The organism is Algivirga pacifica (genome assembly GCF_039543525.1).
Lineage (GTDB): Bacteria > Bacteroidota > Bacteroidia > Cytophagales > Flammeovirgaceae > Algivirga > Algivirga pacifica.
In genome coordinates this window covers 23372-39521 of the sequence record NZ_BAABJX010000015.1, presented here as the reverse complement: position 1 = coordinate 39521, position 16150 = coordinate 23372, and the positions used below count along the sequence as shown (strand labels likewise).

At 43.2% G+C, this 16150-nt stretch carries 5 protein-coding genes; 2 read left to right on the top strand and 3 right to left on the bottom strand.

The genetic code is table 11. The features are described 5' to 3' along the window. Window positions 1–195: 195 nt before the first annotated feature. A complete protein-coding gene (locus tag ABD985_RS03500; protein WP_345369237.1) occupies window positions 196–6399 on the top strand; it encodes a starch-binding protein in 6204 nt (2067 codons plus the stop codon). A gap of 374 nt (window positions 6400–6773) precedes the next feature. Here the strand turns inward: ABD985_RS03500 and ABD985_RS03495 are convergent, their stop codons facing one another. Beyond that, window positions 6774–9140, bottom strand: coding sequence for an erythromycin esterase family protein (locus tag ABD985_RS03495; protein ID WP_345369236.1), 2367 nt, complete (start codon window positions 9138–9140; stop codon window positions 6774–6776). A 69-nt stretch (window positions 9141–9209) separates the two neighbouring features. Beyond that, window positions 9210–13931, bottom strand: a complete 4722-nt coding sequence (locus tag ABD985_RS03490; RefSeq protein ID WP_345369234.1) for a caspase family protein — start codon at window positions 13929–13931, stop codon at window positions 9210–9212. 248 nt (window positions 13932–14179) lie between these two features. Here ABD985_RS03490 and yjjX point away from each other — a divergent pair, with 248 nt between their 5' ends. Continuing rightward, complete coding sequence (gene yjjX / locus ABD985_RS03485) at window positions 14180–14713, top strand: inosine/xanthosine triphosphatase (protein ID WP_345369233.1); 534 nt, start codon at window positions 14180–14182, stop codon at window positions 14711–14713. A 275-nt stretch (window positions 14714–14988) separates the two neighbouring features. Here yjjX and ABD985_RS03480 read toward each other — a convergent pair whose 3' ends face one another. Next, window positions 14989–16062: a DUF4861 family protein gene (locus tag ABD985_RS03480; RefSeq protein ID WP_345369232.1), complete on the bottom strand. Its 1074-nt coding sequence runs from the start codon at window positions 16060–16062 to the stop codon at window positions 14989–14991. Window positions 16063–16150: the final 88 nt, after the last annotated feature.

Genomic DNA, 16150 nt, shown 5'->3' with positions numbered 1-16150 from the left:
TGACACGAACGCCCCCTATTCTTTTAGGAATATTGTAAATGTCAATATGACACTATCTTATAACAATCACACTTACCATCCCATACGCTTTACAAAGGGGGGATTTTATCTACTTCCTTTTCCTGTCATCAGGGCAAGGAATAGGTATTATTACAATTATTCCTATCGGAAACATAATCATCAACAATGAACTATTTGAGACACACATTACAATGGATTATCGGCCTATTTTTAATAGGCCTGTCCCATTCGCTGTATGCGCAAAGCGCTGATGGCTCGGAAGTCCTCTTACAAGGCTTCCATTGGAACTCCGCCAACACTACGACCAAGAACTGGTGGAACAACCTATCCACTAAAGTAGACGCCATCGACAATGCCGGATTTGACGGTATATGGCTCCCTCCTTCTTCCGATGCGGGCGACCGTGCAGGTTATCTTCCCCGAAAATGGTATGACCTGAACTCCAACTACGGTACAGAGGCAGAACTTAGAAGTATGATCTCCTCTTTCAACACCAAGAACATCAAGGTGATCGGAGATATTGTGATCAACCACCGAGTAGGAACTACCGGTTGGTCCGATTTCACAGAGCCTACCATGGGATGTTGGGCCATTACCTCTGACGATGAGGTCAATACTGACCCAAATAGCCCAGAGCAAGGTAGTGCCTGCGGTAGTCCGGATACAGGAACACCTTATAGTGCAGCCAGAGACATTAACCACGCTGATAGCCGCGTAAGAACGGAGATCAAGAACTGGATGAACTGGTTGATTTCTGATGTAGGCTATGCTGGATGGCGTTATGACTATGTACATGGGTTTGCTACGGGGTATTTTAAGGAATATAACGATGCCACGAGTCCATTTATCTCTATTGGAGAAATGTGGAGAAGTGATGCCCAAGAGATTGTTGACTGGATCGATGGCACACAAGGTAGTTCTACTGCTTTTGACTTTGCCCTAAAATATAAATTACATGATGCTGTAAATGGGAACTATGGTGTACTTGCCCGTAACGGCAGTGGGCAGTTGCCGGGCGTGATGGGCATCTGGCCTCAGAAAGCCATCACCTTCTTGGAAAACCATGATACAGAGCCTGCTCGTGCAGAAGATCATCCGGGTAACCAATATCCAAATGACCCTACGAGCAATACACAAATCCTTCAAGGGTATGCGTATATCCTTACGCACCCGGGTACTCCTGTGGTATTCTACTCTCACCTTTTTGACTATGGGGTGTACGATGAGATTGCCGAAATGGTACAACTGAGAAAGGCGAATGGATTAACACATAGCAGTACTGTAGCCATCCAACAAGCCGATGGTGGAGGTTATGCCGCTATTATTGACAATAAAGTAGCCATGAAAATTGGTGGAGGCAACTGGTCTCCAGGCAGTGGATGGGTACTGCAAGCTAGTGGTCCAAACTATGCGATCTGGGATAAAGGTGTAGGAGTCAATAAACCTCCTGTGGTAAGCATTAGCCCTGCAATCCTGCAGTCCGCTACTCCTTTGGATGTTACCTTGAGTGTGACCGATGATGCCGACAGCAACCTTCCTATCTATTACACACTGGATGGAAGTACACCAACTGCTGCTTCCAGTGTTTACAGCAGCCCTATTAACCTTACAGCGACTACCACAGTCAAAGCTATTGCTATTGACTCCCAAGGCGCGACAGGAAGCAATGAGCAAACGTACTATATAGGAGAGGAACCTCCGGTAATGACGGTATACGTTAAGAAACCTGCCACATGGAGTGCAGTTTATGCCCATTACTGGGACGTATCCCCTACCAATGCGCTGGCAGATACTGAATGGCCAGGAACAGCACTCACACCTGTAGAAGGTACTGCTACCTGGTATTCCCTTGAAATGAGCGGGGCCTCATCCGCCAATTTTGTTTTCCATGACAATGCTGGTAACCAAAGTGACGATATTATTATCACAGGAACCGCATGGTATGATGAAGGAACAGTGACAACTTCTTGTCCAGGCGACTGTCCTGCAGAGGAAACTGTCACCTTGGCGGTATCACCAGCAGGAACTGCTTTTGATACTTCCATTGCGGTAACCCTTACGGCCTCAGCAGGTGCTACAACCTATTATACCACGGATGGTAGCGACCCTACGACAAGCGATCTAGTATACAGTGGACCGATCACTTTAACGGCTACTACGTTACTAAAAGCACGAGCATTTAACAGCAGCAACAGCTCCGACATCATCAGCGAGCAGTATACATTAAATGAGGTACAGCCTATAGCGGATACACCTGTATTCTCGGTAGAGGGAGGAAATTTTGACACTAGTATTTCCTTTACATTAAGCAATACTTCCGGCTGCTCTATCTACTATACCACAGATGGCAGTACACCAACGGCTAGTAGTACACCGTACACAGGAAGTATTACGCTTTCGGAGACCACTACCGTAAAAGCGATTACTGTTTGTGATACAGATGATAGCTCGGTAGTTGCTTCTTATACCTTTACCAAGAATGAAGAGGTGATTATTCCAGTAGGCAATAATGATTACTTCACGTGGGATAATGCCACTGTATACTTTACCATGACCGACCGTTTCTACGATGGAGACCCTTCCAACAACAATGCTTATGGAAGAGGAAAAGACGGTAATGGCAATGACTATACGGACGACTCTTCCGCAGGAGAGTTCCACGGTGGTGACCTGAAAGGGATGACCGCTAAACTAAGAGAAGGCTACTTCGAGAGCATTGGTGTCAATGCAATCTGGATTACCTCTCCGGTAGAGCAAATGCACGGATGGGTAGGCGGTAGCTCCGATGGCTCTTTCCGTCACTATGGTTACCACGGTTACTATGCCCTGGACTGGAGTGAACTGGACAAGAACATGGGTACCGAGGCCGATTTCCAGGAATTCATTGATGAAGCCCACAGCAGAGGTATTCGTATCATCGTGGATGTGGTGATGAACCATACAGGCTATGTCACTATGCACGATATGGAAGAGTACAACTATGGTAGTCTGGATGCAGGCTGGAAAGGATGGAGTCCTTCTGGAGCTGAAAGCTGGCACTCTTACCATGATTTGTTTGTGGATTATAACAGTGGAGGTACGTGGTTGAGCAACTACTGGGGAACGGACTGGATGAGACATCCTGATATTACCGGTTATGATGATTGTACTTCAGGAGGTGGTATTGATAACTGTGTAGGCTTCTTGCCTGACCTGAAAACTGAAGATGTTTCTACGGTAGGCATCCCTCCTATTCTAGTCAATAAGTGGACACAAGAGGGAACTTTAGCTGAGAAAACGGCAGAACTGGACAACTTCTTCCAAACAACAGGATTGCCAAGAGTAGTTTCCAACTATATGATTTTCTGGTTGACCGACTGGGTTAGAAAATACGGTATTGATGGCTTCCGTGTAGATACTGCCAAGCACGTAGAGTTGGAGCGTTGGAATCGCCTGAAACAATATGCGGTACAAGCGCTGCAAGACTGGAAAACCGAAAATCCAAATAAGAAACTGGATGACCTTGATTTCTGGATGACAGCCGAAGTATGGGGACACGGTAAAAACAAGTCTGAATACCATACGGATGGAGGATTCAACTCTGTGATCAACTTCAACCTGAAAAACGATGCAAGGGTAAGCAGCAGAGACGCTTCTTCTTTAGAGTCTCTATTCTCTGAATATGCGAGCATTAATGAGGACCCAACATGGAACTCCTTAAGTTACCTATCGTCTCATGACGTTCCTCCTTTGTTTAACAGAGGGTCACTGCAGGCTGCTGGTCCTGGTTTCCTTCTTCTTCCGGGTGGTATTCAGATCTTCTACGGAGATGAGTCAGGAAGACCGGAAGGTAGCTGGTCTGATGCTGAGCAAAACACGCGTTCAGACATGAACTGGGGGAACTTCAATACGGCACAACACGAGGTATGGAAAAAGCTAGGAACTTTCCGTCGTGATCACCCTGCCGTAGGTGCAGGATCACACCAACAGATTGGAACAAGTCCTTATACGTTTGTAAGGGATTACGAAACGGAAGACTATGCCGACCGTGTCATTGTAGCTATTGGTGCTAGTGGAAACGTAACCTTCAATGTAGGGAACTACTTCTCTGATGGGGATACGATCATCGACCACTATACAGGAGCAATGGATATTGTAGACAATGGTTCCGTTAGCTTTACCGCAGATAGCGAGGGCATTGTCCTATTGTATAACCCTCAGTACAACGGAGATGGAAGACCAAGAATCACTATCAGTCCAAATACGTCTTACAGTCCGGACCCTATTGAGGTAACCATCTCTGTAACGGACAAGACGGATACAAATCCATCGGTATACTATACGACCGATACACAACTAAGCACGGAAGATCTTACAGGTTGGGATACCTATGCCGGTAGCTTTACCTTAACGGAAAGTGCTACCGTTAGAGTGGTAGCCATCAATAGCAGCGGCAAGCAAGCTTATGCTGAAATGGCTTATACCATTGGAGCGATCCCGGCCATGGATATCTATTACTATAAACCTGCCGGTTGGAATACCGCTTATATGCACCACTTCGATGCCCTACCTGAAGGTAGTGTAGCCAACTCAGTATGGCCTGGCGTAGCCATGACGGATATCGGTAACGGATGGTATCATGCATCTATCAATGCCCTATCTTCTGGTATTATCTTTAATGATAATGGAGGAACACAAACGGATGACCTGACACGTACAGGTACAGGATGGTATCGTGATGGACAATGGTATGATAACTGTCCTGGTGATTGCCCTGGACCACAAGTTCCTGAAGTAAGCATTTCTCCTGAGGGCGCCAACTTTGACACAGGCAGCGGAACGGTCAGTATCTCAGCCACACAAAACGGCGTCATCTACTATACCACAGATGGTACGATACCAACGAGCAGTAGCACTGCCTATACTGGAAGTTTCCAAGTATCTGGAAGTGCAGGAAGCACAGTAACCGTTAGGGCAATTGCGATCAACGAAGTAGGTACCTCTGAAGAAGTTACGGCCGACTTTACCTTTGATGCAATCAAATCCTTTACCGTATATGCCAAAGGGTACTCTCATCTCTATTACTGGGATGTAACCGATGGCGCTACCGTCACAGAAGCCAATCCTGTAGCTTGGCCGGGAGTAGTGATGGAAGATGCCTTTGAAGTAGGTGCAGGATGGAAAAAGTATACCATTACTGGAGGGACATGTGCCAAGGTAATCTTCACCAATAATGGTAGCGGACAAACTGCAGACCTGAATACTTGTGGAGATGAAGGCTATGAGAATGGCCAATGGGTAAGTATCGGTCCTGATGAAACCGCTCCTGTACTTTCAGGCACACCAGATGAAGGCACCTATGCCGGAACAGTAACGGTAGACCTATCAGCGACAGATAATGTCGACAGTAGTCCTACGATCTACTATACTACGGATGGCAGTACACCAACAACTGCTTCCAACAGTGGGGAAGGTAACGTATCGCTTACCTTCGATACAGAGGGAACCTATACGGTCAAAGCTTTTGCACAGGACGATGCAGGAAATACTTCAGCCATTAGTACCCAAGTATTTACGGTAGAAGCTGTCCAAGGAGGATTTACGGTATACTTCAAGGATTACAGCAATCCATTCATCCACTTCTGGAACGCAGTACCTGCAGGCAGTATTAGCAGTACCACCTGGCCAGGTGTAAGTATGCAACTAGAAGCAAACGGATGGTACTCTTATACCTTCCCGAATAATGTGACTGCAGTTAACCTATTGTTCCACAACAATGCCGGAACAAAAACTGCCGACCTGATGAGAGACAAGGATGGCTGGTACAAAAACGGGCAATGGTATGATAGCGAACCTATCGTCACTGGACTGACTATCCACTTCAAGAAACCAGCAGACTGGGCAGGAGCCAAGATCCACTACTGGAATGTTGCTCCGGCTGGAATTGCTGCCAGCACTTGGCCTGGTATCGACATGGCCTCAGAAGGGAACGGATGGTATCAGTACACTATCGAAGGAGCTACCGCAGCCAACCTACTCTTCCACGATGGTAGCGGCAAGCAAACCGGTGACCTTTACCGTGACAGCGAAGGATGGTATGACAACGGATGGAGCAGCTCTTCTTCCCGCCTGACCTTCAAAGCTCCAGTAGCTGAAGTCACCGCTTACCCTACTCCATTCAACGAAATGGTACATGTAAGCTTCCAGGTGCAGACATCACAAGTCGTTACGATAGAAGTCTTTGACCTCAAAGGCCAACGCGTACAGACCTGGAGTGGTACGGCTCAAGAAGGACAAAACACCGTCCAATTGCCAATGAATCATTTACAGAAAGGATTATACCTTGGTAGAATTCTCTCTACAGACCTCAGTCAAACACTGAAAATGATCAAGCAATAAACTAAAATGGCTTGGGAGAAAAGGGAAACCTTTCTTCCAAGCCATCTTTTTGTTCATGATGTTTAATTGAGCTTCGCTCGTTCATAGTGTTTAGTTGTTTCTTCTTATTCCTAGTGGACCAATTGCTAAGTTTCCTTATAAAAAAAAAGACATCTGCTCTAAGAGTTCAGTGTAGCCTGCGAGGCACGAGCAAGGCGAAACGCTCTTAGAGCTAAATAGCAGTAAACTATCAGTTTATTTAACGTTTAGTCCACTAGTGGTCTAAACACAAAGTTTTCTGATAGAAATAAAGATTTTTGTTGAAAGTACGGAAGAGTCAACTCACTTCAAATAAAGTAACCCTTCTTAAAGTCTGCTTAAGCATACTACTCTATTTAATTACCTACCCTAGAATGATAATCCCCATCAAACGCTTCCCAAAACGCTTCCCGATACGGTACGCTATCCAGTTTTCTTAACAGCAGATAACTATTCGGAGAGCAATTATCCTTATCAATGCGCTGCACCTCCTCTATATTTTGAGATAACAGCTGATACTTTCCCTCTAACTGATACTTCCCGTATTGCATGGACACCGTATAATGTGTCATAATATGCTTTCCATGTTCATTTTTTTGATAATAATAATCAAGGGCTGTAAATAATTTCCTCCCATCAAGCAACACTTTATAAAGCACGGTAGTATACCTTTTAAGCGCAAGGGTTTCCTTACACAAATACGCCTTTCCAAAGTACTCTGATGAATCTCGTTGAATTCCTGCCTCATCCAAGTTCCTATTGCTATGGAAATGTAGAATATAATATGGGCTATCCTTCCCTACTCCTGTTTCCACCTCATAATCATAGGACTTTACAAATATCTTAGACAAGACACTATGCCAACCAAAAGCGGGATTATACAACCCTTTACTCCTTGACCAATGGCCATATACTAAGTAGTTAAACAACTTTGTACTATCTTCCACCACTAATGCTTTATGAATACGCTGTTCTTTTAGAATTTCGGGCTCATTCCGTTCAATTAATTTTCGATCTACATAACGGGTCAACACATACTCATGGTCTCCCATCAAACTATCTTCCTCAAAAAGCCTAAATCGGTAATGGTAATCGACATTGTGTGGCTCTGCATAATGATTTTTCTTACGACTTTTATGATAACGCTTCAACAACTGTTTTGGCGTCATTGGCTTACTCCTGATCGTCAAGGCTTCCATCTCCAGCACTTTTTCCTGAAGTTTTAAGACTAAGGAATCCGTCTTTTTCAACCCAAATACTCCTGTTTCATAAGAGGCGGAAGATACCTCGATAGAATCTGTCGTCTTGGCTGTAATTGTAAACTTTCCTTCCGCATCACAAACGGTCCCCTGATCTGTGCCCTGTAGCTTAATTAAAGCAAAAGGGATCGGTTCCTTAGTCGTGGTATTTTGCACCTGTCCCTTGTAAGTCACTCCCTCCCTGCTTTTAACCTGCGTAAACTTCCTTTTATACTGCATAGAAGCTTCTTCTTTTAAATGGTAGGAAACGGTTGTTTTTGGAATGCTATCCGATGTTTCATCCACACCCGACTTAGAAGTAGCTCCGATAATAGAGTCCATATAAACCATGCCGTCAAACACCTCTGACCAATTTCCTTCTACAGGAGTAAATTCCATATTGGTAGATACAAACACACTATCTTTTAAAGGTATAAAAGTGGTAGAAGTACCTTCTGACAACAACCGTCCTTCCAAGCTATTGGAGGGAGGGGTAGGAACCTCTTCCGAATACATTTCAAACCAACGCTTATACTCCCCTTTTCCGGTCGTATAGGCATAGCTGCGTACCGCCTCAGCACCCAATGCCTTAACGACCGTTTCTCCCATAGGAATAAAAGCGTTCAGTTCTTCCTGTTTTACTGCTTGAAACCCTTTGGCAAAATGCCCCGAGGCCCCCCAGCAAATCACTTTGGCGTCAGGATTTTGCTCCAGATAAAAAAGAAGATTTTTCGCCATTTGAAGATCTCGTCCATTACCATCTTTAGCTATCCAGGTCTCCGCATTCTTTAGGTAAATTTTCTCTGTTCGATACCAATCAAACATCGCTTTGGCACTCAGAATCTCTTGCTTGACATAAGCCTCTTCTCCCTGATCAGAAAGCGTCATAGTAGCCTCATAAAGTTGCTCAAACGTTTTTCTTTTTTCCTTACTAAAATAATCAATCGTTTTACTGTAATATCCTACAGACAAATCATCAAGCTGACTAATGATCTCTCCCACCTGTTCCCAGGAGATTTCTTGCTGTTGAGGGATATATCCTTTCCATCGTTCTGTCAAGTAATCAGAAGGTGTTCCCGATGTCATTTGCGCATCAAAACCAGTAACATTAACATCACGATGAGTTTCTAGCCAGGATAAAGTAGGCTGAAATTCTTTTGCCTGTGTCCATATCGGAAAAATCGCCCGGTTCAGGTAATTACGGTACAAGGAATCATGTTCTGCCTTGCGGTTAAAAGCATAAAAGCTACTTTCAAAAGCAATCTTATTAAATCCTTTTTCTTGATAAAGAAGTTCTATCAATTTTTGTTTATGCTCGAAGATATTCCCCTCGGAATGCATTATTTCACCAAGAAATACGACACGAGCATCACCTACATCCTCCAAAAAACGCTGTTCAAACTCACGCTGCATATTGACCGAACTTTGGGAAAAAGAAAAGTGTACACTGAGGAAGGAAAGAGAAATAAAAAAAAGGAGTCTCATCAAATATAAATCTTTAATAGTTTTTGCTAATAGTTAACGAAAATAATAGTCCTCTACGTAAACCCCTCATCAGTTCCCTAACAAAGCTTCCTCTTTCTCGGAAAAAATCAACTTCTGAATTCTTCCATTCTTACCCAAAACCCATCCATATTTTCCAGAAGGGGCTATCTCAAATGTATAATAGTATTTCTGATTCAACTTGGTCCAGGTTTTTCCTTGATCGGTAGAATAGTCTATTCCTTTCATCCCAGCAGCGATCATCATTCTTTTATCTTTGATTGTTGTGATCTGATAATATAGATCCGTAACCTCTCCAGCCTTCATTTCTTTCCAAGATTCTCCTCCATCACCGGTCTTAAAACTATATTGCTGACGAGTACCCGGTTGTTGTCCCTTAGCAATCCCTGTAACGATCGCATTTTGATCATCAGCATACTCAATACTATACAACGCCACTTTATGAAAGTTGTCGGCTACTTTTGGCAATGCATATCTTGACCAGGTAGCCCCTTGGTCTTCGGAGTGGAAAATACTTCCTTGCGTTCCACCTGCAACCATCCAAATAGTTTCTCCCTGAACCGTTATGTTATTCCCTGTCCCAGCAAACCCAATATCTCCTGCTAAGGCTTTGGGAGCTGTTTGTATTTGGTTCCAGGTGGCGCCTCCATCGGTGGTTTTCAGTAATAAGAACTGTCCATCGACAGGATCTCCGTATACAAATCCTTCCCTTTCATTCCAAAATATTATCCCGTTTAAAAACACTTCTCCAGAGGTGTTTTCGTAGCATATTTTCCAACTCAGTCCGCCATCTTCTGTTTTATATATCCTGGCAGGGTTAGTAGCCGAAACTACCAAGGCCTGGTCTTCTGAGAAGGCAATAATATCACTAAACTGAAATGCGTGGATTTCCTCCATACGATTGGCATACCAATTCTCTCCCCCATCTGTAGTACGGGCAATCATTCCATTGTTTCCACTGGCCCATACCATCGAATCATTTACAACACTAACTGCCATAAAACTTGTTTTAATAGGAAGCGACTGATCCTTGCTGTATAGTGTCACCTTTTTCCTACCAATTGGTTGTACATAAGGGGTAGAATCCTCCTCGGTAGTGGTCACTACTTCTCCCTGAATAAGGTCCATACTACTGTACTTCGTGTCCAAAATCAACTCTCCTTTTAAGGTGAGTAAACCATATTTCCCTTCTCTTTGTACTTTAATGTACTCCGGTGTAAAGAAGTCTTTTCTTTCCATCTGCCATTGCTCATTGTAACTGTGTCCCTGCTTTGTTTTTATGAAGTAATTATTCTCCAAGTATACTTGCACAGGATAATACCCCGGAAACTCTTGTCGCAACTTTTTCATGTATTCGAGATCCTCTGTGTAAAGGGCATAGCGATACGCTACGACAGGAGCATACATAAACCCTTCCTTATATTGTTGGTATAATATTTCCAATTGCTGAGGCTTATTCGACTGATACAAATCCCATAACCCGAGATAAGCTGGAAGTAGTTCAGGATTGATCGTCAATGCTTTTTGATAATAGCTTTCTGCTTGCTCTACCTCATTGATCTGATGGTAATACCACCCTACAAAATAGTCCGTACTCTTTCCATTAAAATGTTTATTCTTTAACTCCTCCACCATCATTTCAGGTGCCGGACGGTCCAATCCAGAGTATACAGAGAACAAATGACGAGCATACGTTTTAGACACCAATAAAGTAGGGTCATAAGGGTTCGCTTCATGGGCAGCGTAAGCATTATAGTTCAAGAGACTTAGAACAGCCCCCTGCAAATCATTCATATCCGTTTGGGAAATCAGGAAATCCCTGGCTTCCGGAATATCCGCTATTTGCTGTACCATATCATACACCAACTTATAGTCTTGATAATCTTTGGGGTTATTCTTAATATTCTCCTGTAACAGATCATATGCACTACGCAAATAGGTAGGATCCCTTCTCAAATGACAGAACTTATCGATTAACAATTGAGCTTCCAACCTATTCAATACCAATTCATTTGCATTTAGTAAGCGACATTTGTCCAGTAAATGCTCCGTGTCCTTATAACGTTTCAACCCTAATGCCAAACCAGCATAATGAGCATAGATCATGGGATTGAGGGAATCCTTTTCTATCGCCAATAAGAAGTTTTCCTCTGCCCGTTCCGTATCTCCCAGTTTGAGATACACCATGGCCAAGTTTAAATGACTTTTGGCTACCTCAGGCTTCAAGGCAATCGCCGCATTAAACTGTTCAATGGCATGCACATAGTCTCCTTCCAACAAATAGGTCTTCCCCAGGTTAACAATGGGTTCCGTCCAATTAGGTACCTTCTCCATGGCTGTTTTTGCACTTTTCTTCGCCTTTTCCAGCTCATTGATCTTATTGTAAAGCAAGTTCAATAGGTTATGAGGATACCCCGCATCCGGATGAATCTTGATCAATGTTTTGGCGGTACTTACAGAACGAATCACCTTACTCAGATCATTACTGACCAGCGTTTCATAAATCGTTAACAGCATAATATCTCGTTCCACTTTTTGGGTAATAAAAGGAACTCCTCTGTAAAGAACTTTTGCCGTATTAAGACATTGCTGTGCTTGCTTGATTTCCTCCAGTGCCGGATAGCTTTCCGTTCCGGAAGTCAAAGGAGTTAATACAGATTGTGCATAATTATTCAATAACTGAAAATATTGAGATTTCATCTCCTCCTTGAATGCCTGCGGTTCATTAGTGGAAAGGTATTTCTCATAAATCTGATTCGCATATTTCGGCAGCATGAATGTATAATCCATGGGATGTGCTATAATTTTGGAGGGATTATCTTTCCAGGCATACGTCACCAACACCAATTTTGAATAATCCTGGATAAAGGCACTTCCAGAAATCGTTTGGGGAGTAATCAGGTATTCTTTTTGGGCTGGTTTCTTCCAGTCAAACACCACCGTTTTATGTTCCTCTCCAGAAACAATTAATAGCCTTGAAAAAGCACCCACCTTAATGGCATTGATTTTTCCTATCCCTAGATTTTCTCCTTTGAAAATTTGCTGGCGTTTCAAGTGGCAGTACTCTAGCAGAGAGTTCTCATATCCAATAAACAAGTACTTTTGATCTACACTAACTTCCAGGCTACTCACTTTATCAGGAAGTAGAATACTATTGCTATGGATATTGGTACTAAGGTCAAAGAAGTGCAGGTACTGATCTTCAGTTACTGCTAAAAGCGTTTGTCCTACCACCTTTACATAAGAGATGCTCCCTTCCGTAAAGCCCAAAGAAAGTAGTTTATTTTTATTGAAGGTTTCTTCCTGTAAGGGTAATGTAAAAACACCTTCATCACTGCCGATATACAGCATATTCCCATCGGCAGATAACGATATGGAATACACTTTACCAATTCCCAAAGAGACCGCTCCTTCTTGTTCCAGTGTATTCGCATCCATGACTATTAACTTCCCTGAATAGTCCACAGCATACAGGCGTTGCTGTTCCTCACTCACGATCATATCCGTGATCAATGCACTTGATACGCCAGCCTTTTTCAGGAGATGCAATCCTTGAGCACTTTCTTCCCACATTCGTATCACCTTATCCTCTCCTGTGGTATATACCTTATTTCCTTGTGGATGAGCCGCAACCACAAACTCATCAGTATTGGAGATATCCCCAAAGTCTTTTTCAGAAAGCGTTAAGTAATGCTCCTGAGCTGACTCAGCGTGTTTTTGCGCATCAAAAATCAATCGCTTTTCGTGGGCGGCATCTTCTAATGCCTTAAAATATATCGTAGACAACCTTGATTGTGGTTTCTGAGGAGGTGGGATAATCCCTCTACTGTTGACTATTTCCACTCCCTCAAACGGAATGGATGAAGTTGCTTCCTTGGTATCCTCCGTTCTTTTTTTGAGCGCAATCCCATCCAAAAGAGGAGTATTTAAATTATCCGCTACGATGCGTGGATTCTGTGCATCATGGGTAGCCATCGCTACTTCATCTTCCAGATACCTTCTCAACTCCCTTAGACTAATCTTCTCATCACTATTCCTATCATTCGCCTGTTCACTAATTCCTTTTAGTAAGTAATGAGTGAAAACACCATGTCCTCCACCCCATTTTTCAGATTCCTGAGAAAGCTCATGCGCTTCACAAGAAACAATCTTAATCATATTGCCCCATCGCTGTTGCAGTACCTGTAAAGTAGCTTGTGTATTTTCCTCTGAGCTGATTAGCTTACCCGAACGACAAGCATCGGTGATAATCACTACCTCTACTCCATTGGCCGTAGCCATCCCTAATAACTCCTGTAGATCCTTAAGGTGCAGCGCATCCCCCACAAAATAGTCTGTATCAGTAGACACCTGATTCAAAAGTAAAAAGCCTCTGGATTTGCCCAATACGTTTTGAACATCTCCATGTCCAGCAAAGTAAAAGATAAAGCGATCTCCCGATTTAGATTGATTCAGCATATGATAAATCTCCATCAATAACTGCTGCTTATTAGTGGCTTCTTCGTCTGTAAAAAGCTTGAGATTTTCCGTATCGGTCTTCGCACTTTGCTTCAGTAACTCGAAAATAGCTTGAGCATCCTTGTCGGCAAAATGCAAGTCATTAATTTCTTTATAGTCTGAGATCCCAATAATCACTCCTCGAAGGGTCGAATAGGACTTCGATTCATTGGTTGGAATAGATAGTCTTCTTTCATTTTGTTGTTGCGCATACAGATGGGAAAAGGACCCTAGTAAAAGCCCTAGCAGTATGCTTATGGATAGTCTATTAGCCATGAGAATAGTATTTGATAATAATTGTTCGTTTTAGCACTTGCAGCATTCAAGTACTTAAAGGTAAAATCATTTACCATGAAAATCCTATTCTATTCTAGAAAAAGCAACATTAAGCGCTTATCTTATTTCTTACATATACACTTTGATTCTTTGAATACAGCAACGAAGTGGAGGTATGAGAATTAGAAAGTCAAAACTACTGCTTAACTTAGGGCTTGTTTGATCAACTTTTATTTTTAGACGTTCACATGAAAAAAATTGTTATCGCCTCCCTTAATCCGGTCAAGGTCAATGCAAGTTTATCTACTTTCCAAAAAGCTTTTAGTGAAGAAGTATTTGAAGCAGAAGGGTTATCCATTCCTTCGGGGGTCTCTGACCAACCGATGAGTGAAGAAGAAACACTAACCGGAGCTATCAACCGAGCAAAAGGGGCACAAGAAACAGCCTCCGAAGGAGATTATTTTGTGGGTATAGAAGGAGGTATTCAAGCGACTCCCCAAGGGATGAGTGCTTTTGCCTGGGTGTATATTCTGGATCGACATGGCCGTAGCAGTCAGGCACGAACGGCCAACTTTTATCTTCCTCCAAAAGTCACGGAGCTTATCTATCAGGGAGTAGAACTAGGGCACGCCAATGACAAGGTATTCGGAGAACTAAACTCCAAGCAAAAAGGAGGTGCTGTAGGCAGTTTGACCGCAGGCATATTGGGACGAACGGAGTATTATGAGCAGGCGGTTTTGTTGGCATTGATTCCATTTATCAATCCTCAACTTTATTTTTAAACGATTACTCAAGGTTAAAGAAATAACCGTCAGACTACAAGCTGGCTTTGTTGAATCGTTGAATTGAGCTTCGCTCGTTGAATTTCACCCTTGGTGAGTTGATTTGAGTTAAACTGTTGTATGAAGATACATAACAATCAATCAACAGTTCAACTCAAATCAACGAGCGAAGCTCAATTCAACTCAATACGAAGTATTGAAATTCAACGATTCAACAAAGTCATTTAGCAGTCTGACGGTTATGTATTGAACCTTGATTAACCCCATAAATAATCTTAAGGCATCTCTTCCAACTGTGTGGTAAGCAACCCCTCAAAACTAATCTTGTCTTTTACGCCTCCTTCTCGCAATTCCCAGTCTGCCCAAAAGGTATAGGTGATTGGCTGCTGCTCCTTGGGAAAACGTAGTTCCATATACCAGGAATCTGAGATTTCGGATGTCAGCGCTTCGATGTTTCCGACCGCTACTACCTGAGTGGCAGGTGCCGATACTGCCATCCCCAAATACTTATCCATCTCAGCCTGGGCATCGAAAGTATACAGAACTTCTTGATCGTTGATGGTCTTTTGAAAGAATTCTTTGTTATGCAGGTTCACCATACCTGTGACCAAACTTTCATCTCCTTGTAGCCCATCAACGGTAATGGATGAGATGTATCCTGAAAGTCCTTTATAGATGCTGATTACCCTGCTTACATTATACGTACGGTCTTTCACCTGCCATCCCTTATAAAGCAGCTCAAAGGAGGAATAAAGCGGACCTTCATGCAATACCCTGAATTGCTCTTCGGCGGTATCTCCCAATCGGAAGACCTCTTCGCCTATCTTGATACCTATTGCCCCAGCTCCCAGGGAGTTGCCTACCTTTAGGATGTCCATTCCCCAGGATTGTAACTCGTGGTAGTTTTCTTCCTTCCCTACCTGGTCCAAAATCATGGAAGAGGTGCGCTTTCCAAAAATATCGAAGCCGTTCCGTTGATCCCAATAGGTCCTGAAAGCGATCACATCGTTTTCCCACATGGGCCCTTCTGCCTGATAATACATGGGACGTACGGGTTTGATCAATGCTTCCGGACGTTTCTCTGTCTGTAAGCTCACCGTAGTATCTCCCTGTATTTTCCCTAAATGTATATTAGTAGACGATTGGAATATGGGTAACTTCTCAGTCCACGACAAGTATACTTTTTTCATTCCCTTGGAAGCAAGCAGCAAACGATCTGTAGATTGCTGATAAGGAATCGTATCTCCTTCTCCATTTGTAAAAATCGGTATGCTATGGGCTTCGGACGCTGTAGGAATAATATCCTGATAAGCATATGCTTCTACTGCTCCAAAGGTTTGTTTTTCCATAGACGAGAGATCAACCAACGTATGCTCAGGACTACAAGTGAAGAGTCCGAGCAGTAGGATGATTCCTGATCTGTATATGTGCTTTCTA